The following is a 24,555-nucleotide window of genomic DNA, read 5'->3' on the forward strand; positions in this document are numbered from 1 at the left end:
CAAGCCGCGGCCCGGGTACACGCGGGGACGGCGCGGGAGCCGGACCCATGCGGTGGGAAATTGGTCCAGACCGCCTGCTACGGTCGCCCCGGCGAGTTTCGGTCGAAGAGGGGACACACACGTGAGCGGCAGCAGCGACGGGCGGGCCTTCATAGGTTCGTTCACCTCGGGAGGCGGCCGCGGCATCATCGCCGTGTCCGTGGACGCGGCGACGGGCGCCCTCACCGAGCGCGGGGTCACCGACGCCCTGGCGGACCCCTCGTTCCTCGCGCTGGCCCCCGGCGGGGACGTGCTCTACGCGGTCTCGGAGACCGAGGAGGGCGCGGCGGCGGCCTTCGCGGTGGCCGGACCCGGCGCGGAGGGCGGCTCGCCCCGGCCGCTCGGGGACCCCGTGGCCGTCCGCGGCTCCGCGCCGACCCACCTCACGCTCTTCGCCGGTCACCTGGTGACGGCGAACTACGGCTCCGGCAGCGTCACCGCGCTGCCGCTCGCCGCCGACGGCACACCCGGCCCGGCCGGCACGGTCCTCCGGCACGAGGGTTCGGGACCGCACCCCGACCGGCAGCGCGGACCGCACGCGCACCAGGTGGTGGCGGATCCGGGCGGCCGGTGGCTCCTCGCCGTCGACCTCGGCACCGACTCGGTCCGGATCTCCGCCGCGGACGCCGCCTCGGGCGAGCTGGTCGAGCACGGGGAAACGGTCCTGCGGGCGGGCTCGGGGCCCCGCCACCTGGCCTTCCACCCGGAGGGCACGCACGCGTACGTCCTGAACGAACTCGAACCGACCCTGACCGTCTGCCGCTGGGACGCGGCGGCGGGGGTCCTGGAGCCGGTCGGCGAGACGCCGGTCCTGCCTGAGGGCGTGGAGACGGAGAGCTTCGCGTCCGAGGTGGTCGTGGCGCGGGACGGCCGGTTCGTCTGGACGGCCAACCGGGGGCACGACAGCATCAGCGTCCTCGCGCTCGACGCGTCGCGCGAGAAGGCCGAGCTGGTCACCACCGTGCCGTGCGGCGGCCGCTGGCCGCGCGATCTCGCGCTGGACCCGGCGGGCCGCCGCCTCTACGCCGCGAATGAGCACTCCGGCGACGTGAGCTGGTTCGACATCGACCAGGAGACGGGGACACCCGTTCCCGCGGGGTCCTTCGCGGCCCCCGCGGCCTCCTGCGTGATCTTCGGCTGAGCACCGGCGACCGGGCCCCGACCGCCGACTCCTGGCACGGGGCCCGACCCGTGCCGTCCTCGCCGCCCCGCGGAAGGGCCTGCGCCGGACGACGACCGGCGCGGCCCTTCCGCGTACGGGGCGTACCGTCCCGCCCCGAGGGGCGGGACGTCAGTGGGTCGGGGCGCCCTGCGCCTGCTCCGCGATACCCAGCTCCGAGGTGTACTTCGAGAGCACCAGCTTGCCGATCGCGGGGTACGCGCCGAGCGGCTCGGCCGCGGCGCAGTCGGCCTCCTTGAGAGCCGCGTCGAGCAGCCCGCCGGGAAGCTCAGGACCGACCAGGTACGGGGCGAGCGCGAGCTGCGTCGCACCGGAGCCGCGCAGCTCCTCCGCGACGGCGGCGACCGAGCCCTCCACGTCGAGCGCGGCGGCCATCACCGGTACGGCGAGGCGCGCGGCCAGCAGCATGCCCGTGATCCCGGCGGTCCGTACCGCCTCCTCGCCGCCCACCGTCACCAGGATGATGCCGTCGGCGGCCGTCGCCACCGTGAACAGCCTGGCGCGGTCGGCGCGGGCCAGACCGGCCTCCGACAGCCGTACGTGCAGGCCTTCGGCGAGCAGCGGGTGCGGACCGAGAACGTCCGTCGTCCGCGTCTCCGTGCCGCTGCCCGCGACAGCCTGGCGTATCCGGTCGAGCAGGTCGTTCTCGGGACCCGTGAGCAGGGGCACGACCACGGCGGCCGGGCCCTCGGGCTCGGTCACCTCGCGGCCCGCGGCCTTCGCCAGCTCGTAGCGCTCGATGCGCCGGGCGGCGATGCGGGTCAGGACAGCCTCGAGCGTCGGCTGCTCGGTCGTCTCGTCCGCGTCGTCGGAGCCGTCCAGGAAGCCGATCGCGGCGTCCAGTCCCGGCAGCTCGGAGCGGGCGATGCTGATGACTTCCTCGGCCAGGCCGCGGGCCGCGTCCGAGGGCGCGCCGGGGACGGCGAGGACCAGCGCGGGCGCACCTTCGGGCGCCGCCACGGGTTCCGGGCGGCGGTGGCGCCCCGACTGGCGGGGTCGCGGCATTCGTACAGGCAGGCCGGGTGCAGGCCCAGTGGGGGTGCTCATGGCGTCGAATGCTACTGGTTTTGTGGGTGCGGCTGTTCGGGGAGGGGCCAACACCGAGGCATCTGTCCCTATTTATCCGTTAGGTATATTTCTGCTCATCTATCCTGTTGTGTCGGGATGTACAACAGCCGCTCGTCGGGCGGGAGTCGCAGCGTGTCCGTGGCGAGCGCGGCCGCGATGTCCAACGCGCCCACCAGCGGATCGCCGGCCGCGGGCACCGTGCGGGCACGCGGCGACCCGGCGGCCAGCGCGGCCCGCAGCGGGGTCAGCAGCGGCTCGCCCAGCTTGAACAGGCCACCGGTAAGGGCGACTTCGTACGTACCGCTGCTCGGGCCGGCCGCCGCGGCCGACTCGGCGATCTGCTCCGCGGCCGCCGTGAGGATCGACCGCGCGACCGGATCACCGGCCGCCGCGCGCGCCACCTCGGGCGCGAACGAGGCGAGTACGGCGGGCCGGTCGCTCCGCGGATAGAGGAGTCCGGGCAGCCCGCCGACGGGCCCGAAAAATTTCTCGGTGGCGGCCAGCAGCGCGGGCGAGCCGCCGCGCCGGCCGTCGTGCTCCCGCAGGGCGGCCTCCAGCCCCGCGCGGCCGATCCAGGCGCCGCCCCCGCAGTCGCCCAGCAAGTGTCCCCAGCCGTCGGCGCGGTGCCAGGCGGTCAGGTCCGTCCCCAGCGCGATCATGCCCGTGCCGGCCGCGACGACCACCCCGGCCCGCTGGCCGAGAGCGCCGGCGTACGCGGTGACGGCGTCGGCGGCGAGCGCGAGCCGCCGTACCCCCAGCGACCGTGCCAGCGCGGCGGGAAGCTCCGCGCGCAGCCCGTCGCCGAGCGTGGCCATCCCGGCCGCGCCGACAGCCACCGCGGCCGGCTCCCGAGCTCCGGCCCGGGACAGCAACTCCTCGGCCACGGGCACCAGCTGGCGGAGCAACTGGCCAGGGTCGATGCCCGAGGGGCCGGTACGCAGCGGCTCACCCGGATCGGCGGACAGGACGCGCGCGGGGTCCCCGACGGACCGCAGCGCGATCCGCAGCCCCGAGCCGCCCGAGTCGACGCCCAGCACCCAGCTCATTCCCGCACCCGGTTCCTCACGGCGTCCCTGGCTCGTCCCCGTACGCCCCCACCTTAAGGAAGGGACACGCGGCCCCCGGGGAGGGGGCGCCCACCGCGCGTGGCGGATCCGCCCCGGCCGAGGCCCGAAAGGCCCCGGCAAGTGGCTGGTCCCGGCGGTCGGTTGACGGGGTCCTGGGCACGCTCCCGGCACCAGTAGAGTGACACCCGTGGCAGCACGACCTCTGAACGAAATTGTCGAGCCCGGTTGGGCACACGCACTGGCCCCCGTGGCCGGGCGCATCGCCGAGATGGGCGACTTCCTGCGCGCGGAGATAGCCGCCGGTCGTACCTATCTCCCCGCGGGGGCGAACGTGCTGCGCGCGTTCCAGCAGCCGTTCGACGACGTGCGTGTGCTCATCGTCGGCCAGGACCCGTACCCGACGCCGGGACACGCCATCGGCCTCAGCTTCGCCGTGGCCCCCGACGTCCGCCCCATCCCGGGCAGCCTCCAGAACATCTTCCGGGAACTCCAGTCGGATCTGGGCCTGCCCCTCCCGTCCAACGGTGACCTGACCCCGTGGACGAGCCAGGGCGTACTGCTGCTCAACCGCGCGCTGACCACCGCGCCCCGCAAGACGGCCGCGCACCGCGGCAAGGGCTGGGAAGAGGTCACCGAGCAGGCGATCCGGGCCCTGGCCGCCCGGGGCAAGCCCATGGTGTCCATCCTGTGGGGGCGCGACGCCCGCAACGCGGCTCCCCTCCTGGGGGAATACCCGGCGATCGAGTCGGCCCACCCCTCCCCGATGTCGGCCGACAGGGGCTTCTTCGGATCGCGGCCGTTCAGCCGCGCCAACGACCTGTTGGTCCGTCAGGGAGCGCAGCCGGTCAACTGGCAGCTTCCCTGACGGACCGTCAACGGGACCGACCGGTAGGTCAGTTGGCCCGCGCGTACTGCGGCGGGGTGTGCACCGCGCCGCCCAGCTCGCGGGCCGCGCGGCGGGCCCAGTACGGGTCGCGCAGCAGCTCACGGCCGAGCAGGACCGCGTCCGCCTCGCCGTTGGCGACGATCTTCTCCGCCTGCTCCGGGTCGGTGATCAGGCCGACGGCCGCGACGGGCATCCGGGTCTCCGCCTTGACGCGGGCCGCGAACGGCACCTGATAGCCGGGGCCGGCCGGGACGCGGGCGTGCGCCGCGTTCCCGCCGCTCGACACGTCGAGCAGGTCCACGCCGTGCGCCACCAGGTCGTCCGCCAGCCGTACCGTCTCGTCCACGGTCCACCCGCCCTCGTCGAGCCAGTCGGTCGCGGAGATACGGAAGAACACGGGCAGGTCGTCGGGCCACTCCGCCCGGATCGCGTCCACGACCTCCAGGGCGAAGCGGGTGCGGTTCTCGTACGACCCCCCGTAGGCGTCGGTGCGCCTGTTGCTGTGCGGGGAGAGGAACTGGCCGATCAGGTAGCCGTGCGCGCCGTGCACCTCCGCGACCTGGAACCCGGCCTCGCGGGCCCGCCGGGCCGCCGCCGCGAACTGTCCGACGATCTCCTGGATCTGCTCCACCGACAGCTCGGCGGGCACCAGATGCCCCTCCGCGAACGGCACCGGGCTCGGCGCCAGCACCTCCCAGCCGTTGGCGTCGGGGGCCACCGCGCCGCCGCCCTTCCAGGGGCGGTCGGTCGAGGCCTTGCGCCCCGCGTGCGCCAGCTGGATTCCCGGGACCGTCCCCTGCGAGACGAGGAAGCGGGTGATGCGGCGGAACGCCTCGACCTGTCTGTCGTTCCAGATGCCGAGGTCGGCGACGCTGATCCGGCCCTCCAGGCTGACGGCCGTGGCCTCGGTGAGGATCAGCCCCGCACCGCCGGCGGCCCGTGCCGCGAGGTGGGCGAAGTGCCAGTCGAGGGGAACGCCCGCGTCGGGGCCGGTCTCCTCGGCGGAGTACTGGCACATCGGCGCCATCCATACGCGGTTCGGGATGGTCAGCGACCGCAGGGTGTACGGCTCGAACAATGCGCTCACGGGAGGACTCCAGTCGGGACGGGGCGTGGCGGGAGGCGGGAAGCCGCTACTACGATACGCATCGTAGTAAGGCGAATGTCAAACTACGAGAATCCTCGTACAATGGGATTCCCGACGAAGTGGAGCCCTTCGATGAGTGCCGCGACCAGCACCCGCGAGCTCGTTCACCCCCTGCGCGCGGAGATCCGGCTGGAGGGGGTGCTGCACGCCCTGTCCGATCCGCTGCGGCTGAGCATCGTCCGGGATCTGGCGTGCGCGGAGGGGGAGCTGACCTGCTCGCAGATTCCGTTGCCGATCACCAAGTCGACGACGACTTATCACTTCCGGGTGTTGCGGGAGAACGGGGTGATTCAGCAGATCTACCGGGGGACGGCGAAGATGAACGGGTTGCGGCGGCCGGATCTGGATGCACTGTTCCCGGGGTTGCTGGACGCGGTCCTCTCAGCAGCCTCCGCCCAGGCAGCCCGAGGCGCTTGACCCTGGCGCGTCCTCAATCGCCGGACGGGCTTGAAGGGGTTGCGGTCGGGTCGTGACCGTGCGGGTCAAAGATGTCCTCAAACGCCGGACGGGCTGAAAAGAAGCCTGCGGCGGGCCGGCCTGTTTGGACCCCACCCCCGGCGACGACCCGCACCGGCGGATCCGGGCCGCAGCGGCACAATCAAGCCCGTCCGGCGATTGAGGACAACGCGGTATGCGCCGACAGGGTGCCCTCCGGGCCACCCCGTGCGTGCCGTGACAATAAGGACGGATTGCCTGATTAAGTTGTGAATGTGTCGGAACACAGATGGATGTCCGCCCAGGAACCCGAAGGATCCGAACCGAGCAAGCCCGACCCCGCCACACCCACCTGGCCCGTCTGGGAGGTGCAGGGGTACGGCACCGTCACCGCCCCCGGAGACCCCCTGGTCGGCCCGGCCCGGCGGGAGGTCCGGCCGCCCTGGGTGGATGTCCGGCTGACCTTCGCCGACGGTGCCCGCATCGACGTACTGGCCGTCGTCCACGAGGGACGCATCGCCATCGAGGACGCGCAGGCCGACCCACCCCTGGCCCTGGACGGGTTCGCGGCGCTCGCGAGCGTGATCGAGGCACCGCTGCAGGACGCCTGCAAGGTGGTGGCCGACCAGGACGGGGGGCGGGGAGGGCGCCAGGACATCCCGCCTGCCCCCGATCCGGCCGCCGCCGCCGAAGCGCCCGTACCTGACCTGGTCACAGCCCCGGTCGCGGAAGCGGAGCCGGAGCCAGAGCCGCAACCGGCACCCGACGCCACCCAAGAAACACCCCCAGAACCCACCGGCCGCCACCGCGCAGACCCCGCGGCCCGCGGCGCCGCCGGTCGGCGTACCGTCGCCGACATCTACCGCGCCGCCCAACGCGACGGCCTCGACCCCGTGCTCGCCGTCATGTCAGCGACCGGATTCAGCCGCCGCAAGTCGCTGAGGCTGATCGCGGGCGCCCGCGACGAGGGCCACCTGTCACCCCGTCACCACCGCCGCTGACCGGCAGGGCAACCCCGGTGGCGCCGGCAACGCGACGGTCACAGCGCCCGCATCCGCGCCATCTCCGACGTCTGCTGCGCGATGACGTCGTTGGCCATCTCCTCGACCAGCACGTTGTTGCCCGAGGACAGCGCCTCGGTGGCCATCGTGATCGCGCCCTGGTGGTGCGTGATCATGAGCGTCAGGAACAGCTCGTCGAAGGCCGCGCCCTTCGAGGATCGCAGCTGGGCCAGCTGTTCTTCCGTCGCCATGCCCGGCATCGCACCATGGTCATGTCCTGACGGCTTCTTTGCCCCACCGTTGTTTTTCAGCCACCCCGCCATGGCATCCATCTCGGGCTTCTGGGCCGAGGCGATACGTTCGGCGAGGCGTTTCACGGCGGTCGAAGCCGCTCTCTTCGGGACGAGTTCGGTCATCTCCAGCGCCTGCGAGTGATGCGCGATCATCATCTGCGCATAGGTGAAATCAGCGGAATTGGGGGTGTCGTCCGGCGCGGCCTTGAGCGCTTCCTCGGGCGACAGGGTCTTGGCCGGCTCACCCGGTTTGCCTGGTGCCACCACCCCAAGTCCCTTGTTCTCCTTAGGTTTTGACGTACCGTCATCACTCGAGTCGCAGGCTCCCAGGGCGAGTACGGCGACGGCGACGGCCGTCGCGACGGCGGCCACGCGGGAACGCCGGTTCCTGCGGCGGATCAACACAGCTACCTCCTACGGCACATGATCTCGAAGTGTCGAGATAGAGACTAGAAGAGACTCAGTCCTCGCACAGTTCCGCGATCAAGTGATCAAAAACTTTCATTACGTCTCTGTTGCCATCTGTTGAGATGTACATGGGAGGGACGATACTGCCGTGGTCTGTAAGCCGTTCAACTCTGAACGGACGAAAGGGAGGACGCAGTGACCTCGTTGCACACCACCCGCGTGCGGCGGAGACGTCTGGGCGTGGCGGCAGCCGCAGCCGGGCTTTTCGCCACCCTGCTCGCAGCAGGACCCGCGGTCGCCACACCCGACCCAGGTGACGTATCCGCTCCGGCGAAGCTCTCCGCCGCCGCGGTCGCCGACGCGAGCGCCGCGATCAAGGCCGGTGAGATACCCGGCGTGGACGAGATCGTCCACAGCGGCAACATCAAGCACCTGAGCAACACCCCCAAGGACGCGCTGGCCGGCACCAACTCGGACCTCGCGTTCCAGGGCAAGTACGCCTTCGCGGGCAACTACGACGGCTTCCGCATCTTCGACCTCAGCAACCCGAAGGCCCCCAAGACCGTCGCGCAGGTCCTCTGCCCCGGTTCGCAGAACGACATCACGGTCTCCGGGAACCTGCTCTTCCTGTCGACCGACTCGTCGCGCAGTGACAACTCCTGTTCCAGCGTGACGCAGCCGGCGTCGGAGAAGTCCTCCTGGGAGGGCATGAAGATCTTCGACATCAGCGACAAGCGCAACCCGAAGTACGTCGCCGCCGTCGAGACCGCGTGCGGTTCGCACACCCACACCCTGGTGCCCGAGCGCAAGGACGTGTACATCTACGTCTCCTCGTACTCGCCCAGCGCCAGCTTCCCGGACTGCCAGCCGCCGCACGACGGCATCACCGTCATCAAGGTGCCGCGCAAGTCCCCCGAGAAGTCGTCCATCGTGAACTTCCCGGTGCTCTTCCCGGACGGGGGCAACCCGGGCGGGACCACGAACCCGGGCGTCTCCACCACCTCGGGCTGCCACGACATCACCGTGCTGGCCTCCAAGGACCTGGCCGCCGGCGCCTGCATGGGTGACGGCATCCTCCTGGACATCAAGAACCCGGAGCGGCCCAAGGTCATCGACCGCGTCCAGGACAACGTGAACTTCGCGTTCTGGCACTCGGCCACGTTCAACCAGGACGCCGACAAGGTCGTCTTCACCGACGAGCTGGGCGGCGGCGGCGCGGCCACCTGCAACGAGGCCATCGGCCCGAACAAGGGCGCCGACGGCATCTACGACATCGTGGGGCGCGGTGACCACCGCAAGCTGGTCTTCCGCGGCTACTACAAGATCCCCCGTCACCAGGCGAGCACCGAGAACTGCGTCGCCCACAACGGCTCGGTCATCCCGGTGAAGGGCCGCGACATCATGGTCCAGGCGTGGTACCAGGGCGGCGTGTCCGTCTGGGACTTCACCGACTCGTCGCGTCCCAAGGAGATCGGCTACTTCGAGCGTGGCCCCGTCTCCGCGACCAGCAACGTGACCGGCGGTTCCTGGTCCGCGTACTACTACAACGGCTACATCTACTCCAACGACATCGCCAAGGGCTTCGACGTACTGAAGCTCGACGACCGCAGGACGGACCCCGCGAAGCGCGTGCGCCTCGACGAGCTCAACGTCCAGACGCAGCCGGACTACTTCGACCACCACGACGACTGAGGTCGTCGCGGGGTGAGTGCCCCGATCCGTCCCGCCGGGTGGTCAGCCGCCCGGCGGGACGCCGAGCTCCCACGCCAGCCCGTAGCGCGTGAACAACTCGCCGCGCAGCCGGCGCCGGGGCATCGGCGCCCCCGGGATCAGGACGGCGAAGACCGCGCCCATCAACAGGGCACGCAGCAGCGGGTAGTCGCTGTCCACGTCCGGTGAGCCGTACCGCACCACCGTCTCGCGCAGCAACTGCGCGAGACGCTGTTGTTCCGGGCACTGCACGAAACCCTCGGCCTGGAGGATTCCGGCCATGTGAGCCCGCATCAGGACAGGGCTGTCGACGGCCAATCCGAGGATCGCGTCGATCGCGCGCGCCAGCAGCTCGGGACCGTGGTCCGTGCGCGGTTCGCGCTCCAGCGCCGCTTCCAGCGTACGGTGCATCAGCCGGTGCACCGCGGACTGGAAGAGCTGCCGCTTGCTGGGGAAGTAGTACGACACGAGACCCCGCGCCGTGCCGGCCCGGTCGGCGATGTCGGCCAGCTTCGTGGCGTCGTACCCGTGCTCCGCGACCAACTCCACGGTGGCCTGCAGCAATCGGTCCCGGGATCGTCGGCGGAGCTCTTCATTGACCGATGCGCTCCGCGGGGACATGCTGGACTCCTGCGTTGACTGGCTTTCAACCAGTATACTCAGAGCGTCCTGCCGCAGGCTTCTACGAGCCTGGTCAGCGGGGCTGCCGCCTGCCTTGGGCGACGCGGGGGATCGCCCGAGGCAGTCGGCCTTTCCGTATGTACGGTTCTCTCCGCGCTCCTACACCAGCGGCCCGCAGCCCGCGAGCGCGATCACCGGCCGCAGACCCGCCGGGCGTTCCTCGACCGGCAGATGGTCCACGAAGTGCACCGCGCACCCCAGCCGGGCCGCCCCGCCGTCCGCCGTACGGTCGTCGCCCACCATCAGGACGTCGTGCGGGTCCTGCCCCAACTCGTCGCACGCCGCCCGGAAGAGCCGCTCGTCGGGCTTCTGCACACCGTGCTCGTAGGACAGCACGTACGCGTCCACGAGCGCGTCCAGCCCGTGGGCCCGGAAGACGGGCCGCAGGTCCCAGCCGATGTTGCTCACGACGGCCACCCCGACCCCGCCCTGGCGCAGCGCGCCGAGCACGGCGGCCGCGTCGGCGTACGGACGCCACGCCTCCGGTGTCATGTGGCGCTCGTACAGCGCGTCGTACAGCGCGGGGTCGGGCAGTTCCACCTGACGGGCGAGTCCCGTGTACGCGGCGCGGTGCTCGGCCGCGCTCCGGTCGCGTGTCGCCCAGAGCCCGGCGAGGTCCGGCGGGACCCGCTCCGGCGCGGGACCGCCCGGCAGCGCACCGGACACGGCGAGCGCCATGGCGTACCGGCGCACCTCGTCGGGCGGTACGGCGGCGCCCGCCTCGTCGAGCACGGCGCGCAGCCAGGATCCCGCCGATTCGATACGGAAGAGGGTTCCGGAGAAGTCGAAGAGCACACCCTTGAACGTCATGGCCCCGATCCTTCCGGGGTCAGCGCCCCCGCGACAAGGCCAGACGCCCGTACGTGGTGATGAACAGTGCGACGAGGCACCCGCCCAGCAGCCACCCGCCGAGGACGTCCGAACTCCAGTGCACCCCCAGCCAGAGCCGCGTGAGGCCCACGCCCACCACGGAGACCACCGTGACGGCCACCGCCGTGCCCCACAGCGGTCCGCTCGTGCCCGCGCGCCGCAGGAGCCAGAGGAACAGCCCCAGGGTGAAGGTGGCGGTCATGGCGTGCCCGGACGGGAAGGACGCGAAGTGGGCGGAGTCCACGGGATCGGGCCAGGTGGGGCGGTCGCGGCCGATCGCCGCCTTCAGGCCCTGCTGGAGGGCGGTGGCCACCACGGCGCCCACCACGACGGCCGCGGCGAGCTGCCGGGCACCCTGGAGCCAGAGCACGACGACGGCGACCGCCGTGAGGATCCGCATCGTCCAGGGATCCCACACCCAGTCGGTCAGCACCCGGTTGGCGTGGGTGAGGCCGGGCTCGGCGACCGCCCAGCGGTGCAGCCGGCCGGCCGACGACCGGTCGAAGGAGAGCAGCGGCCCCCACTCCGCGGCCACCAGCCCCACCAGGACGGCGGAGGCGGCGGCGAGGACGGCGGCCGTGCGCGCGGGGGTGACCAGCGGGCGGGACGCCGGGGGAGTGGGGGTGGGGGAGTGGATCGGCGGCGAGTGCATGGGGTGATCCTTGCCGACGGCACCGGCATCAAGCCATCCGGGACGCCGTCACGTCGTGCGGGACCGGCGTCAGGCCATCCGGGACGCCGTCGAGTCGTCCGGGACCTGCCGTCCGGTCATCCGAGGGCGCGCAGCGCCGGGACGAAGGCGACCAGCAGGGGGACGGCCGGCACCAGCGTGGCCGTGGCGGTCAGCCACAGGCGGCGGCCGGCGGGCAGCCGAGGGTCCGGTGACAGCAGCCGGTTCACCCGCTGCGGCAGTTGGGCGTCCGGCGTCGTGCCGGGCCCGAACACCCCCCGGTGCTCGTTCAGTTCGACCAGCGCGAGCGCGATCGTCCGCCGCCCGAACCGCCGTGACGCCACGTCGTCCGCGGCCAGTTCGACCAGCCGGTGCATCTCGTCGCGGAACGCCGCGAACACCGGCACCTGCGGGAAGCCGTTCGCCAGCGCGGCCGAGCAGTGCCGCAGCCAGTCGTGCCGGGCGCGCGCGTGCCCCTCTTCGTGGGCCATCACGGCGTCGAGTTGACGGCCTTTCAGACGGCGCAGGGCGGCCGTGGTGATGACGAGCCGGGGCGCGGTGCCCGGCAGCCACCAGGCGTCCGGCCGTTCGCCCTCCAGGACGACCAGCGGGTCGCCGCCCGACTTCTCGCCGGGCAGGGCGGGGGAGCGCAGGAGCAGTTCCGAACGGTCGTTCCTGCGTCGCGCGCGTGCGCGGTGGATCTCCCGGGTCAGCATCGCGGCCGTCCACAGGCCGCCGCCGAAGAGCACCACCGCGAGCACGGCGGAGGCGGGCTTGTGGGTGCCGAGCGCGTACGCCTCCATCACGCCGCGCGGGGCGGGGGCGAAGACGTGTCCCCGGAAGGCCTGCCAGGCGGCGGCCGCGCTGAAGGTCATCGAGAGGGTGAAGCTCAGCAGCACCGCGGCCACCACGCACTGCCACACCCACAGCGCCACGACGGGCTCGCGCTCCGGCCAGTCGGCGCGGGCCAGGAGCCTCGGGGCGACGACGGCGGCCAGCGCACCGAGCAGCAGCAGCGCCAAGGAGACCATCATGGTCACCAGACTATGAGGGCGGCGCCGCACGGGGGTACGGTCCGGCGGGCCATGTGACTCAGGACACGTTTGTACGTGACGCCTTGCGGGGCTTGTACGCGGCGCCGCACCGGGCCTGTGCGTGACGCGGCACCGGGCCTGTGCGTGACGCCTCACCGGGCCGGTGCGGAGCGCCTCACCGGCTCACAGCCCCAGCAGCATCGCCAGCATGGCGAGCCCCATCGACAGCCGGCACACCAGGGTCAACTCGGGCCACTCGCCCCGGCCCGCGCCGACCACCCCCGCCGGGCCGCCGGACACTGCGCCCCCGGGCTCCGCCGCGGCGGGCAGCGGCAGCAGCCGGGCGCCCGCCCGCAGCACGTACGCCGTGTAGTAGAGCAACAGCCCGCCGGTCACCAGCGGCACCCCGGCCGCCGCGTGGACGCCGTGCGCCCCGCCCGGTGTCAGGGCCATCGCCCCCGCCATGTAGACCATCGCGAGCATCCCCAGCAGATGGTGCGCGTGGTGCGGCGAGCTCCGCGCCCGGACGGCCGCCCCCAGCGCCGCCGCGCCGAACACCGCCGCGTACCCGAGCCAGACCCACCGCGGCGGTGACAGCGCCGCCGTGGGGACGGCCATCGCGGCCATCCCGAATCCCATCAGCGCCTCGCCGCCCGCCGTTCCGCGCGCCTCGCCCACGGCGGCGCGCATGCGCAGCAGGCAGTAGCCCCCCGCCCCCGCGCAGAGCGCGACCAGGAGCCAGCCGGCCGTCGCCGGTCCGTGCACCGCGCACCTCCCCCTCCGCGAGGCCGACCGCCGGTCACCGCCGTCGGCCATCGACCCGAGGCTGCCCGGCACGCTCGGTGCGCAAGCGAGCGCAAGGGGTCACAGGGGGAGCGCGCCGGGGGCGCCGGGCGCCGCCGGAACTCCCGCGCCGTCTTCCGCATTTCGCCGGAAACGGAAAGTGGCAACTAAATGAACTGACAAGCCTTCGCACATTCTTGACGGAATGCATGCACAACGCACCTTGTGTGCGACGGATGACCCGACTACCTTGCACAAGCGTGCCCTCGGGGTCGGCCGGACTGCCACCGTCCACGTAACTCCCCCCACTCCCGAGGGATTCGCGTATTTCTGGCAGACAACTACCGGGAGGATATCCTCCGTGACCATTTCACGACGGTCCGCCCTCGCCTCCGCGCTGGCCGCGACCGCTTCCGTGGGCGGCGTTCTCGCTGGCCGGCGCGGTGCCGTGACGTCCGAGTCCGTCCCCTTCGCCAGTGCCGCGGCCGCCGCGAGCCCTCCTGGCGACGTCGTCGGGAAAATCACCGTCGGCTATCAGGGGTGGTTCGCCTGCATCGGCGACGGCGCGCCCATCAACGCCTGGTGGCACTGGAGCAGGAATGCCGGCCAGCCCCCGTCGCCGAGCAATACCACCATCAAGTCGTGGCCCGACATGCGGGAGTACAGCCGCACCTACCGCACGGCTTACGCGAACACCAACGACGGCCAGCCCGCCACGCTCTTCTCGTCGTACGACCAGCAGACGGTCGACACCCACTTCCGGTGGATGCGGGAGAACAACATCGACACCGCGGCGCTCCAGCGGTTCAACCCGTTCGGCGGCGAGGGCCCCACGCGCGACGTGATGGCGCAGCGCGTACGGCAGTCGGCGGAGGCCAACGGCCGCAAGTTCTACATCATGTACGACGTCACCGACTGGACGAACATGCAGTCGGAGATCAAGCAGGACTGGACGAACAAGATGAAGGCCCACACGGCGTCGAGCGCGTACGCCGTGCAGAACGGCAAGCCCGTCGTCTGCATCTGGGGCTTCGGGTTCAACGACCCCGCGCGCCCGTTCGCCCCCGGCCCCTGCAAGGACGTCGTCGACTGGTTCAAGGCGCAGGGCTGTTACGTCATCGGCGGCGTCCCCACCCACTGGCGCAGCGGGAACGAGGACTCGCGGCCCGGATTCTCCGACGTGTACCACGCGTTCAACATGCTCTCGCCCTGGATGGTCGGCCGCATCGGCAACGTGGGCGACACCGACCGCTTCTACACCTCCGTCAACACGCCCGACCAGGCGGACTGCAACGCCCACGGCATCGACTACCAGCCCTGCGTGCTCCCCGGCGACCTCCAGGAACGCCAGCGCGCGCACGGCGACTTCATGTGGCGGCAGTTCTACAACATGGTCCGCGTCGGCGCCCAGGGGATCTACATCTCGATGTACGACGAGTACAACGAGGGCAACCAGATCGCCAAGACCGCCGAGACCGGCGGACAGGTGCCCGCCGGGTCGGGGATCTATGCCCTGGACGAGGACGGGACGAGCTGCTCGTCCGACTACTACCTCCGGCTGACCGGCGACGGCGGCCGGATGCTGAAGAAGCAGATCGCGCTGACGCCCACCCGGCCCACCCGGCCGCGCGTCTGACGCGCCGTCACCCCCGCCCGCCCGGGCCCGCGCCTACGCGTGGCCCGGGCGGCGCCCCTCAGGCACGCAGGCCGCCGGACGCACCCGGCGGCCTGCGTTCTCCCCGCAGCCGCGGGGTGAACGTGGCGTGGAAGAGCGTGGAGGCGGCGCCCACCGCCGCGGCCTCGGCGCTGAGCACGGACGGCTCGACCTCCACCCGCCGCAGCCGCCGGGCCGTCGGGAACTCGTTGACGGTACGGGTGATCTCGTCCAGGTAGAAGTCGGCGACGTCCGGCGTGAAGAACGGGCCGCCGAGCACGATCAGGTCGATGTCCAGCAGGTCGACCAGGCCGAGGGCCCCGCGCCCCACCGCCTGGGCCACCTCCCGCACCGCGGCCGCCGCCGCCGGATCACCGGCCGCCGCAGCCTCGCCCACGGCCAGATAGGCGGCCGTACTGCCGGAACCGGCACCGGGGCCGACTCCGTCCGGCGCCCGCATCCCGCCCCGCAGCGCCAGATCGGGCACGGACACCGGCGGGTTGCACTCCGGCACCATCTCCGGCCGCCCGTCCTTGCCCACCCGCCCCAGCGCGATGGCGCACAACTGCCCGAACTCACCGGCGTTGGAACTGATCCCCCGGTACAGGTCACCGTTGAGGTAGAGCCCGGTGCCCACCCCCGTACCGAGATACAGGTACGCGAAGTCCCTCGCCCGGCGGTCCCGGCCGATCCACCGCTCCCCGGCCGCCGCCGCGGTGGAGTCCTTCTCCATCAGCACCGGGCACGGGAAGTGGTCCTTGAGCAGGTACAACAGCGGCAGATCGCCCCACGCCGACATCAGCGGCGGCCCGAGGACCGTGCCCGACGCGATGTCGACCGGACCCGGCACGGCCACCCCGATCCCGAGGAAGCCCTCCTCGCGCACCGCCCCGCGCGCCTGCGCGAGCGTCTCGCGGCCCAGCGCGGCGACCCGTTCCACGAACTCCGCCGGATCGGTGTCGGCGGTCACCGGACTGCTCCGGGTGCACACGATCGCCCCGTCGAGGTCGATGACCACCGCGGTCAGGACCTCCGGGTCGATGTGGATGCCGAGCGCGTGCGCGGCCGTGCCCGAGAGCCGTACCGGCGTCCGGGGCTTGCCCGACGTGGCGCGCCGCTGCGCGTCCTCGATGAGGATGCCCCGGTCCAGCAGCGAGCGGGCGATCCGGGACACCGATTGCTGGGTGAGGCCCGTGCGGTGGGCGATCTCGCCCCGGGTGATGGTGCCCGACAGCCGTACGGTCTCGATGACGACACACTCGTTGAACGAGCCCAGGTCGATCTGGTTGACCCCGCTCCACGACAGGTTCGGCGCCGGGCCGTCCGGGGTGTGCTCCGCGCGCAGGTGCCCGGCCACGTTCTCCCGCAGCCACCGCACGGCCGCGCACGGGCGGTCCTGGCGGGCCGCCGCGTACCGCTTCAACTCCGCGGCCAGATCCAGGTACACGCGGCGCGAGGACTCCGGGTGGCTGGTGCTGTCCAGCGCGATCATCGCCCGCAGGAAGGTCCGCCAGGTGGAGCGCGCGGGAATCCGGTGGAGCGTCAGGAGGCCGTCGGGAGGCGCCGGGACGGTCCCCCCGGGCGCGTCCCAGAGCGTGACGGCGTGCAGCAGCAGATCCGGATGGCTGCGGCTCGCCTCCGCGAGATAGTCGGCCAGACCGTCGCGGAGCGACGCGGCGCCGGCCGCGCCGCCGCCCGCCGGACCGCGTTCCGCGGCGGCACCGTCCGTCGCGCCCCCCGGCGCGGCGGCCAGTACGGCGTCCAGCGCCCGGTCCAGCCCCGCGAGCACGTCGGCGCCGATCACCGTCCCCCCGGCGGCCCGCGGCCCGCCCCCGTGGTGCCCCGCGCCCCGCCGGGTCCCGGCCAGCAGGACGGCCCGCTCCGGGTCGACGTACAGCCCCATCACCCACACGTCGGCGCCGGGCAGGGGCGGCCTGGTCGGTACGGACGGGGCCGCCGCCTCGTCGGGGGTCAGCCGCCAGCGCCGCCGTATCCCCGCGACCGTCGCGTGCGAGAGCCCCAACTCCCGGGCCACCGACCGGGACGCGCCGCTCCCGCCGGGCGCCAGCAGCGTCCGCGTGACCACCTCCGCCTCGTCCACCGTCGCCGGCCTGCCGGTACGGGGCCGCTGCTCCAGGCCGTCGATCCCCGCGCTCGTCCACCGCTGCCGCCAGGTGCCCACGGTCTGCCGGGACACGCCGAGCCGCCGCGAGATCTCCGCGTCGCGCAGCCCGTCGGCGGCGAGCAGGACGACACTCGCGCGGGTGGCCAGTGCTCCGCCCGCCGCCTCCCAGCGGCGCAGGACCGCCCGGTGCTCGGCCGACAGCGCGCCCACCGCCCGGTCGTCGGGCCCCTTGAGCGTCCGGCCGGCCGGCCGTGTGTCAGGCACCGGAGTCACCCGTCCGCCGCTCGTCCCCGCGGACCAGCCGCAGCGTGAGGATCTGGAACGGCCGCAGCGTCAACGCCACCGCCCCGCCGTCGTGCTGACGGACCGTCAGGGTTTCCTCCAGCAGATCGGTCTCGTGCACCGCCGCGACCGGGAAGGCCGCGGTCAGCGTCGTACGCGCCCGGCCGCCCCGGGACTCGTAGAGCCGGACGACCACGTCCCCCGAGCGGTCGTCGGCGAGCTTGACCGCCTCCACCACCACGTCCGGGCCGTCCACGCGCACCAGCGGCGACACGCCCCGGCCGGCGGGCCCCGGGCGCAGCGGCAGGTTGAGGGCGTACCCCTCGGCGATCGCGTCGCCGACGTCCGCGCCGGGGCGCAGGGTGTGGCGGAACCGCTGGGGGCCGCGGTCCGCGTGCGGGTCGGGGCTGTGGGCGGCGCGCAGCAGGGAGAGCCGCACGGTCGTCGTCGTCCCGGCGTCCGGGCGGGTCGTGCGCGACACGTCGTACCCGTACGTGGAGTCCCCGGCCAGCGCCACTCCCCAGCCGTGCTCGCCGACATGGATCCAGCGGTGCGCCCAGGTCTCGTGACGGGCCGCGTCCCGGCCGGTGTTCTCGTGCGTGGGGCGCCGGACATGGCCGAACTGGATCTCGCCCGCGCTGTGTTCGGCGTGCACGTCCAGCGGCCAGGCCGCCTTGAGGAGGGTGTTCCGCTCCCGCCAGTCGACCTCGGTGTCGAGGGTGAGGACCCTGCTCCCGGCGGCGAGGGACAGCTCCTGCTCGACGGTGGACCGGCCGGTGGACCGTACGACCCGGACCGCCGCCAGCAGGGGGCCGCGCTCGGTGACCCCGACCGAGCGGACCTCGTCGAGGTCACGGCAGGTCGTGGACGACCGCCGGTCCAGGTTCCGGGCGCTCCAGCGCGCCGGGTCGTCGCGGTGCAGCTGGAGGACGTTGCCGGCGGCCCCGGGGGCGATGGCCTCCCGGCCGGTGGTCAGGTCCAGCGCGGAGCGGACCAGCCCCCGCGCGTCGACGTGGACCCGCAGCAGGCCGTTGTCGAGCATGTGGCCGCCGCCGTCCGCGGGGGTGACCGTCACGGGGACGACATCCCCCGGCGGCAGCCCGGCCGGCCCCTGCCCGAGCGCCGGCGCCTCGGCGAGGACGGCGATCCGCCCGTCAGCCAGCAACTGCCCGCCGTCCGCGGGCCGGTCGCCGTCAAGGACGACGATCTCGCGCCGGGGGAGCGGCCCCGCGTTGAAGACGGAGACCTCCGCCACCGAGACGGCGTCCGGCGCGCCCACGGCCCGCCGGACCAGGTGCTCCAGCCTGCGGTGGACCTCGCGGTACGTCTGCTCCGCCTCCTGGTGCACCCAGGCGATCGACGTGCCCGGCAGGACGTCGTGGGACTGGTGCTGCAGGACCTTCCTCCAGAGCGCTTCGAGTTCGTCGTACGGGTACGGGATGCCGTCCCGCACGGTCGCCGTCGCCGACCACAACTCGGCCTCGCGCAGGAGGGATTCACCGCGCCGGTTGCCGCGCTTCGTGCGGGCCTGGCCGGTGTACGTACCGTGGCGGGCCGCCAGGTCCAGCTCGCCGCGCCACACCGGCGCGTGCGGGTACTCGTCCAGCGCGTCGCGGAAGAAGCGCGACGGGGACACCACGTCGACGCGCGGGGAGCCTTCGAGGTCGGCGAGTCTGCGGGCGCGCTCCAGCATGTCCCGGGTCGGGCCGCCGTCGGCGTCGCCGAAGGGCATGAGGGAGCGGGTGCCACCGTCCTGGTCGGCGAACGCGGCGACGGCGTCCGCCAGTTCGCCCCCGGTCAGCGCCGCGGCGTGTCCGGCGGCCGGCGGGAGGTGACTGAACAGCCGGGTGCCGTCGAGGCCTTCCCACCAGAACGTGTGGTGCGGGACGGCGTCCGGGTCCGCGTCGGGATGCCGGCGGGCGAGGAACCAGCGGGCTCCGGCGAGCGCGGCCACCTGCGGGAAGGCGGCGCTCATCCCGAAGGACCCCGGCAGCCAGACGCCGTCGGTGTCGGCGCCCAGCTCCTCGCGGAGGAAGCGGCGGCCGTGCACGAACTGCCGGACCAGCGCCTCGCCGCCGGGCAGGCTTCCGTCCGGCTCCACCCACATCCCGCCCACCGGTACCCAGTTGCCGTCCGCGACCGCCTTGCGCACCCGCTCGAAGACGTGCGGGTGGTGGTCCTTCATCCAGGCGTACCGCTGGGCGGAGGACGCGGCGAAGGTCAGCTCCGGGTACTCCTCGGCCAGCGCCGTCATGCTGCTGAAGGCGCGGGCGCTCCTGCGTACGTTCTCCCGCGTCGGCCACAGTCCGGCCGCCGGGGGAGGGGCGTGGCCGACGGCGGCGACGGTGTGCGCGGACTCGTACGCGCGGCGGGCGAGGACGGGGGCGAGGACCGCGCGGGCCGCTGCGGCGGTGCCGGGGACGTCGAGGGGGTCCACCGCGTCCACCGCCTCCTCCAGGGCCCGCAGGACGGCCTGGCGGCGCGGCAGTTCGGCGGGCAGCGCGAGCATGAGCCCGTTCAGGACATCGATGTCATGGATGAGCCCCCACACGTCCTCGTCGCGGACGGCCAGATCGGCGCGCACCAGCCGGTGGAGGGGGGCGTCGCCGACCGTCAGCGGGTCGCCGTAGTGCGTGCCGGTGCCCGAGGCCGGGTCGATCGGCGGGTTGGCGGCGGCCTCGACCAGGAGGTGGACGGGCTCGCCGCCGCCCGCGGCCGCGGAGAGCAGGACGGAGCGGTTGCGCGCGTGCACCCCCTGGAGCGGCGTGCCCAGCTCGTCGTGGACGAGGCCCTCGGCGGACCCGAGGTCGAGGACCGCCTCGACCCGCCGGCCCGCCCAGCGCTCCGGGACGTCCGCGCGGAGCCGGAACCAGGAGGTGGACCACGGGCCGCCCCAGGTGTCGCCGACGACGAAGGGCGTGTACTCCGCGCGCAGGGCGACCTCGACCGGGACCGGCTCACCGGGGATGTGCCAGGCGGCGACGTCCATGGGGAGCCGGCCGGTATACAGCGCGGGTCGCAAACGGTCGGCGAGGAAATGGGCTATTCGCGCCTCACCGGACTTCCTGCGGTCATGCATGGCGGCCCTCCTGTCCAGGCAGTAACCGCCATGTAAAACCAAGAGTGTTATCAAGTCAACGGCTTTCGCCTTTCCTTCGTGGTACTGGTGAACAAGGGGCTGCGAAAGGGTGTGTCAGGTAAATAATCTTCCGGAAGGTGAAGTCGCCGGAAAAGAAATAGCCTGACGAATGGGCGGGCGGGGCGCGGGAGAACGTGTCCCGGGCCGGCCCCTCACGGCAGGAGCGCCACCGGATCGGGCCGCGCGCACGTCGACTCCACCGGGAGCGCCGAGCCGGCCCGCGCGGAGTCGAGGAGCGTCAGCATCACGTCGAGGACGTGGCGGGCCACCTCGGCCGACGCCCGGTGCGGCCGGCCGGCCGCGATCGCGTCGGCCAGGTCGGACAGCCCCTCGCCGCGCCCCGCCCCGACCCGGCCCGCCGACACGGGCAGGGTCTGCCAGGCGCCGCCGGCGGGATGCAGGTCGACGGGTCCGTCGAAGCCGTTGGGGTCGGGGAGGGACAGCGAGCCCTCCGTGCCGTGCACCTCGATGCGCGGCAGCCGGGCGGCGTGGACGTCGAAGCTCATCATCAAGGTGGTGAGCGCGCCGCCCGCGTGCTCCAGGACGCCCGTGACGTGGGTGTCCACCTCGACGGCGAACCGTTCGCCGGCCCGGGGCCCGCTCCCGATCTCCCGCTCGGCGCGCGGCCGGGACGCCGCGCCGGTGACCCGTACGACCGGACCCAGCAGGTGGACGAGCGCGGTCAGGTAGTACGGCCCCATGTCGAGCAGCGGGCCGCCGCCCGGGCGGTAGTAGAACTCCGGGTCCGGGTGCCATCGTTCGTGCCCCGCGGTGGTCATGAAGGCCGTCGCGGCGACGGGCCGGCCGATCAGCCCGTCGTCCACCGCCTTGCGCGCGGTCTGGACGCCCGTCCCGAGGACGGTGTCCGGCGCGCAGCCGATCCGCGGCCCGTCGGCCCCGGCGAAGGCCAGCAGCGCGTCGGCCTCCTCGCGGGTGGCGGTGAGCGGCTTCTCGCCGTACACGTGCTTGCCGACGGCGAGCGCGACCCGCGCCACCTCGGCGTGCACGGCGGGGACGGTCAGGTTCAGGACCGCGTCCACGTCCGACCGTACGACCAACTCGGCGACCGAGCCGGCCACTTCGGCGCCCGGCACCCGGGCGGCCACCGCCTCGGCCCGGCTCGCGTCGAGGTCCGTCACGGCGGTGAGCCGTACGTTGTCCAGCCGTTCCAGGGTGTCCAGGTAGGCGCCGCTGATCTTGCCCGCCCCGACCATGCCGATCCTCAGCGGCTCGCCCACAGCAGGCCCCTCTCGGTGAGTGCGCGCACCTCGGGCACGTCGAAGTCGTCCGCCTTGTGGCCGATCGTGGAGACGAACACCCGCCCGGCGCCCGCGGTCCTGGTCCAGACGGCGGGCATGGTGACGGCCCGCGGCCGGTCCTCCGCGGCCTCGAAGACGGTGGTGGCCAGGACGTCGATGTCCGGGTCGGTCGCCAGCCAGTACTTCTCGGTGTGGACCTGGAAGTCGTTGAGTCCGGCGATCACCGGATGGTCCGCGCGGTCCTCGGCGAGGGTGACGGTGTGGTCGGAGAACCCGTCGGGGTGCATGAGGAACTGGCCCCCTGTCAGCAGGGTGTACGCGACGTCGCCGCGGAAGGAGTCCACGATCCCGCCGTGCCAGCCCGCCAGGCCCGTCCCGGCGCGGACGGCCGAGGCCAGCCCCGCGCTCTGCTCCGGGGTGATGTCGCCCATCGACCAGCACTGCACCACCAGGTCGGTGGCAGCGAGGAGTTCGGCGTCGGCGTAGACGTCCAGGGAGTCGGAGACCCGGACGTCGAACCCGCGCTGACGCAGGAAGGGCAGGAACAGGTCCGTGATCGCCACGGGGTCGTGTCCCTCCCAGCCGCCCCGGACGACCAGGGCCCGCCTGGCGTCGGATGTCTCGGATGTCACGGTCGTTGCACGCTCCCGTCGGTGTTGCGCAGCAGGGCCCAGCGGTCGTGCTCCAGAGGCTCGGGCACCGGGTACCGGCGCGCGGCGGCCTCGTCGAAGTCGACGCCGTGACCGGGTGTCTCGTACGGTACGAGGCCGCCGTCCCGGGCGGTGATCGTGCCCGGGAAGACCTCGTGGACGGCCGGCCGGAAGACCGCCGCCTCCTGGACGCCGAAGGCGTGGCTGCTGATGTCGAGCGCCAGCGTGGCGGCCTGGGCCACCGGGCTGACGTCGGCGGGCCCGTGCGGGGCGAGCCGTACGCCCCGCAGCTCGCAGTAGGCCGCCAGCTTCCTGGCCGGGGTGAGCCCGCCGAGCGTGGGGACCCGGATCCGGGCGAAGTCGATGGCGGGCCCGTCGAGCAGCGGCAGGAACTGCCCTACGTCGCTGAACAGTTCGCCCACCGCGAGCGGTACGGAGGAGGTCGCCCGCAGTCCAGCGAAGTGGGACGCGTCCTCCGGGGCGAGCAGGTCCTCCACGAAGTACAGCCCCGCGTCCTCGACGCGGCGCAGGAAATCCCTGGCCTGGCGGGGGTCGAGCCGCTCGTGCACGTCGTGCAGCAGCTCCACGCCGTCGCCGACGCGCTCGCGGACCCCGGTGAGGACGCCGGGCACGGTCCGTACGTACGCGGTGGAGTCCCAGGGGACCGAACGGGTGCGCAGCGCGCGGGCGTCGGCGGCGCCGGCCGCCTTCGTGCCGTACGTGTCGGAGCCGGGGACCGCCGCCTGGATCCGGACATGGCGGTAGCCGCGTTCGCGGGCGGCCGTGACCAGGTCCGCGATCTCGGCGGCGTCCGCGCCGTCGACGTGGGTGTAGGCCTCGGCGAACGCCCGTACGCGGCCGCCGAACAGGGAGTACAGCGGGGCCCCGAGCCGTTTGGCCTTGAGGTCCCAGAGGGCGACGTCGACACCGCCGAGCGCGTTCCCGGTGAGGGAACCGCCGCGCCAGTAGGCGCTGTTGAGGAGAAGGCGGTGGATGTCGTCGATGTCGTCCGGGTCGCGTCCGACGAGCATCGGGGCGAGGTAGTCGTCCAGGACGGATCGCACGGCGAGGGTGCGCTGCGGATCGCTCGCACAGCCCAGGCCGTACAGCCCCGGTTCGTTGGTCTCGACGCGGACGATGAGGTGGGGACAGCCGTGCGGGGCCGTCAGGAACGTGCGTACGGCCGTGATGCGGATCTTGGCCCCGCGTTCCTCGACCCACGGAGCGGGGGCGAGGACCTCGGAGCGGGCATCAGGCTGAGCCATGCGAACTCCAGCGTACAGATAGCAGAATGGTGTACCGCCATCCGAACGTACGGAGACCTGCATTCATTTGTCAATCAATTTGTCAACGACTCTACCAAATGGGGGCGGGCGCGTCTTCAGTGCTGACCGAGCCGTTTCAGGAGCGTCCGCAACGAGTGCGCGGCCTCCGTCACGGCCCGGGCCACCTCCTCCGCGCGGGCGTCGTCCATCCGGCTCTTCGGCGCCGAGCAGCTGATCGCGTCACCCCCGCCCTGGGCCGTGCCGAGCGCCACCGCCACGCACCGGATGTCCGGCGAATTCTCGCCGTCGTCCATCGCCCAGCCCCGCAGCCGCGCCTCCGCCAGCTGACCCAGCAGTTCGTCCGGGTCGGTGACGGTGTCCGGGGTCAGCCGCTCCAGTGGCCAGTTGAGCCGCATCCGCACCTCCGAGGCCTCGTACTGGGAGAGCATCGCCTTGCCCAGCGCCGTGGCGTGCGCCGGCAGCCTGCGCCCCACCGCGGAGTACATCCGCAGGGCGTGCCGCGACTCGCGTTTGGCCAGGTAGACGACGTCCGTGCCGTCCAGCCTGCCCAGGTGCACCGACTCTCCCGTCTCCTCCGCGAGGGCGTCGAGCACCGGCCCCGCGAGGCTCGCCACGTCGTCGCCCTCCAGGTAGGCGGTCCCCGTCAGCAGAGCCTTGAGGCCCAGGCTGTAGCGGGTCCCCGACGCGTCCAGGTCCACCCAGCGGCGTGCCTCCATCGTGCGCAGGATCGCGTGCAGGCTGCTCTTGGGCACCGCCATCGCCCCCGCCATTTCGGCCAGGGAGAGCCGGGCGCCCTCCGCGCCGAGTAGTTCGAGCACCTCAAGCACCCGAGCGGCGGACTTGACCTCTTCGGGCCTGCGCCCGCGCGCTGCTGCTGCCACCGATTCC

21 protein-coding genes are annotated in these 24,555 nt (G+C 72.9%); 6 read left to right on the forward strand and 15 right to left on the reverse strand.

The genetic code is table 11. From position 1 onward, the window contains the following. Positions 1-121 precede the first annotated feature (121 nt). On the forward strand, positions 122-1,180 hold the full coding sequence (locus HA039_RS31225; protein ID WP_167035033.1) for a lactonase family protein: 1,059 nt from the start codon (positions 122-124) through the stop codon (positions 1,178-1,180). A gap of 150 nt (positions 1,181-1,330) precedes the next feature. Here HA039_RS31225 and HA039_RS31230 read toward each other — a convergent pair whose 3' ends face one another. Together HA039_RS31230 and HA039_RS31235 are read right to left on the reverse strand one after the other, a co-directional pair. Next, positions 1,331-2,266, reverse strand: a complete 936-nt coding sequence (locus HA039_RS31230; protein WP_167035035.1) for a sirohydrochlorin chelatase — start codon at positions 2,264-2,266, stop codon at positions 1,331-1,333. Between the two features lie 95 nt (positions 2,267-2,361). Continuing rightward, positions 2,362-3,333 carry an N-acetylglucosamine kinase gene (locus HA039_RS31235; protein WP_167035038.1) on the reverse strand — a complete coding sequence of 324 codons (972 nt, stop codon included), beginning with the start codon at positions 3,331-3,333 and terminating at the stop codon, positions 2,362-2,364. A gap of 208 nt (positions 3,334-3,541) precedes the next feature. On the opposite strand from HA039_RS31235, the gene HA039_RS31240 reads away from it, so the two are divergent. Further along, a complete protein-coding gene (locus HA039_RS31240; protein WP_167035040.1) occupies positions 3,542-4,219 on the forward strand; it encodes a uracil-DNA glycosylase in 678 nt (225 codons plus the stop codon). Between the two features lie 28 nt (positions 4,220-4,247). Here HA039_RS31240 and HA039_RS31245 read toward each other — a convergent pair whose 3' ends face one another. Beyond that, positions 4,248-5,327, reverse strand: coding sequence for an NADH:flavin oxidoreductase/NADH oxidase (locus HA039_RS31245; RefSeq protein ID WP_167035042.1), 1,080 nt, complete (start codon positions 5,325-5,327; stop codon positions 4,248-4,250). Positions 5,328-5,459: 132 nt separating this feature from the next. Between HA039_RS31245 and HA039_RS31250 the strand changes: the two genes are divergently transcribed. Together HA039_RS31250 and HA039_RS31255 are read left to right on the forward strand one after the other, a co-directional pair. After that, a complete protein-coding gene (locus tag HA039_RS31250) occupies positions 5,460-5,804 on the forward strand; it encodes an ArsR/SmtB family transcription factor (RefSeq protein WP_167035044.1) in 345 nt (114 codons plus the stop codon). Positions 5,805-6,229: 425 nt separating this feature from the next. Further along, positions 6,230-6,823, forward strand: coding sequence for a DUF6214 family protein (locus HA039_RS31255; RefSeq protein ID WP_425086430.1), 594 nt, complete (start codon positions 6,230-6,232; stop codon positions 6,821-6,823). 38 nt (positions 6,824-6,861) lie between these two features. Here HA039_RS31255 and HA039_RS31260 read toward each other — a convergent pair whose 3' ends face one another. After that, complete coding sequence (locus tag HA039_RS31260) at positions 6,862-7,521, reverse strand: DUF305 domain-containing protein (protein WP_167035046.1); 660 nt, start codon at positions 7,519-7,521, stop codon at positions 6,862-6,864. Between the two features lie 198 nt (positions 7,522-7,719). Between HA039_RS31260 and HA039_RS31265 the strand changes: the two genes are divergently transcribed. Further along, positions 7,720-9,216, forward strand: coding sequence for an LVIVD repeat-containing protein (locus HA039_RS31265; RefSeq protein ID WP_167035048.1), 1,497 nt, complete (start codon positions 7,720-7,722; stop codon positions 9,214-9,216). A 42-nt stretch (positions 9,217-9,258) separates the two neighbouring features. On the opposite strand, the gene HA039_RS31270 is transcribed toward HA039_RS31265, so the two are convergent. The 5 genes from HA039_RS31270 to HA039_RS31290 all read right to left on the reverse strand — a co-directional run bounded on the left by HA039_RS31270 (position 9,259) and on the right by HA039_RS31290 (position 13,254). Further along, the gene (locus HA039_RS31270) at positions 9,259-9,855 is read right to left on the reverse strand and encodes a TetR/AcrR family transcriptional regulator (RefSeq protein WP_167035050.1); all 597 of its coding nucleotides are present in this window, start codon (positions 9,853-9,855) and stop codon (positions 9,259-9,261) included. A gap of 159 nt (positions 9,856-10,014) precedes the next feature. Beyond that, a complete protein-coding gene (locus HA039_RS31275) occupies positions 10,015-10,725 on the reverse strand; it encodes an HAD family hydrolase (protein WP_167035052.1) in 711 nt (236 codons plus the stop codon). 19 nt (positions 10,726-10,744) lie between these two features. Beyond that, positions 10,745-11,437: a phosphatase PAP2 family protein gene (locus HA039_RS31280; RefSeq protein WP_167035054.1), complete on the reverse strand. Its 693-nt coding sequence runs from the start codon at positions 11,435-11,437 to the stop codon at positions 10,745-10,747. A gap of 116 nt (positions 11,438-11,553) precedes the next feature. Then, positions 11,554-12,489, reverse strand: a complete 936-nt coding sequence (locus HA039_RS31285; protein ID WP_167035056.1) for a M56 family metallopeptidase — start codon at positions 12,487-12,489, stop codon at positions 11,554-11,556. A gap of 183 nt (positions 12,490-12,672) precedes the next feature. After that, positions 12,673-13,254 (reverse strand): DUF5134 domain-containing protein, encoded by a 582-nt coding sequence (locus tag HA039_RS31290; protein ID WP_167035058.1) that lies wholly within the window; start codon positions 13,252-13,254, stop codon positions 12,673-12,675. 379 nt (positions 13,255-13,633) lie between these two features. Between HA039_RS31290 and HA039_RS31295 the strand changes: the two genes are divergently transcribed. Further along, entirely contained in the window at positions 13,634-14,908 is a 1,275-nt protein-coding gene (locus tag HA039_RS31295) for a glycoside hydrolase family 99 protein (protein WP_167035060.1), read from the forward strand. A 58-nt stretch (positions 14,909-14,966) separates the two neighbouring features. Here HA039_RS31295 and HA039_RS31300 read toward each other — a convergent pair whose 3' ends face one another. From HA039_RS31300 to HA039_RS31325, 6 genes are all read right to left on the reverse strand, one after another. Beyond that, positions 14,967-17,315 (reverse strand): ROK family protein, encoded by a 2,349-nt coding sequence (locus HA039_RS31300; RefSeq protein WP_243869864.1) that lies wholly within the window; start codon positions 17,313-17,315, stop codon positions 14,967-14,969. Next, the gene (locus HA039_RS31305; protein WP_167035062.1) at positions 17,308-20,412 is read right to left on the reverse strand and encodes an alpha-mannosidase; all 3,105 of its coding nucleotides are present in this window, start codon (positions 20,410-20,412) and stop codon (positions 17,308-17,310) included. The genes HA039_RS31300 and HA039_RS31305 overlap by 8 nt, the downstream gene beginning before the upstream one ends. 212 nt (positions 20,413-20,624) lie before the next feature. Beyond that, entirely contained in the window at positions 20,625-21,710 is a 1,086-nt protein-coding gene (locus HA039_RS31310; RefSeq protein ID WP_167035064.1) for a Gfo/Idh/MocA family protein, read from the reverse strand. After that, complete coding sequence (locus tag HA039_RS31315; protein ID WP_243869867.1) at positions 21,695-22,363, reverse strand: ThuA domain-containing protein; 669 nt, start codon at positions 22,361-22,363, stop codon at positions 21,695-21,697. Before HA039_RS31315 ends, HA039_RS31310 begins: the two co-directional genes overlap by 16 nt. After that, the gene (locus tag HA039_RS31320; RefSeq protein WP_167035066.1) at positions 22,360-23,646 is read right to left on the reverse strand and encodes an enolase C-terminal domain-like protein; all 1,287 of its coding nucleotides are present in this window, start codon (positions 23,644-23,646) and stop codon (positions 22,360-22,362) included. The genes HA039_RS31315 and HA039_RS31320 overlap by 4 nt, the downstream gene beginning before the upstream one ends. Positions 23,647-23,762: 116 nt before the next feature. Further along, positions 23,763-24,548, reverse strand: a complete 786-nt coding sequence (locus tag HA039_RS31325) for an IclR family transcriptional regulator (protein WP_243869869.1) — start codon at positions 24,546-24,548, stop codon at positions 23,763-23,765. Between the last annotated feature and the right edge of the window lie 7 nt (positions 24,549-24,555).

It is taken from the genome of Streptomyces liangshanensis, assembly GCF_011694815.1.
Lineage (GTDB): Bacteria > Actinomycetota > Actinomycetes > Streptomycetales > Streptomycetaceae > Streptomyces > Streptomyces liangshanensis.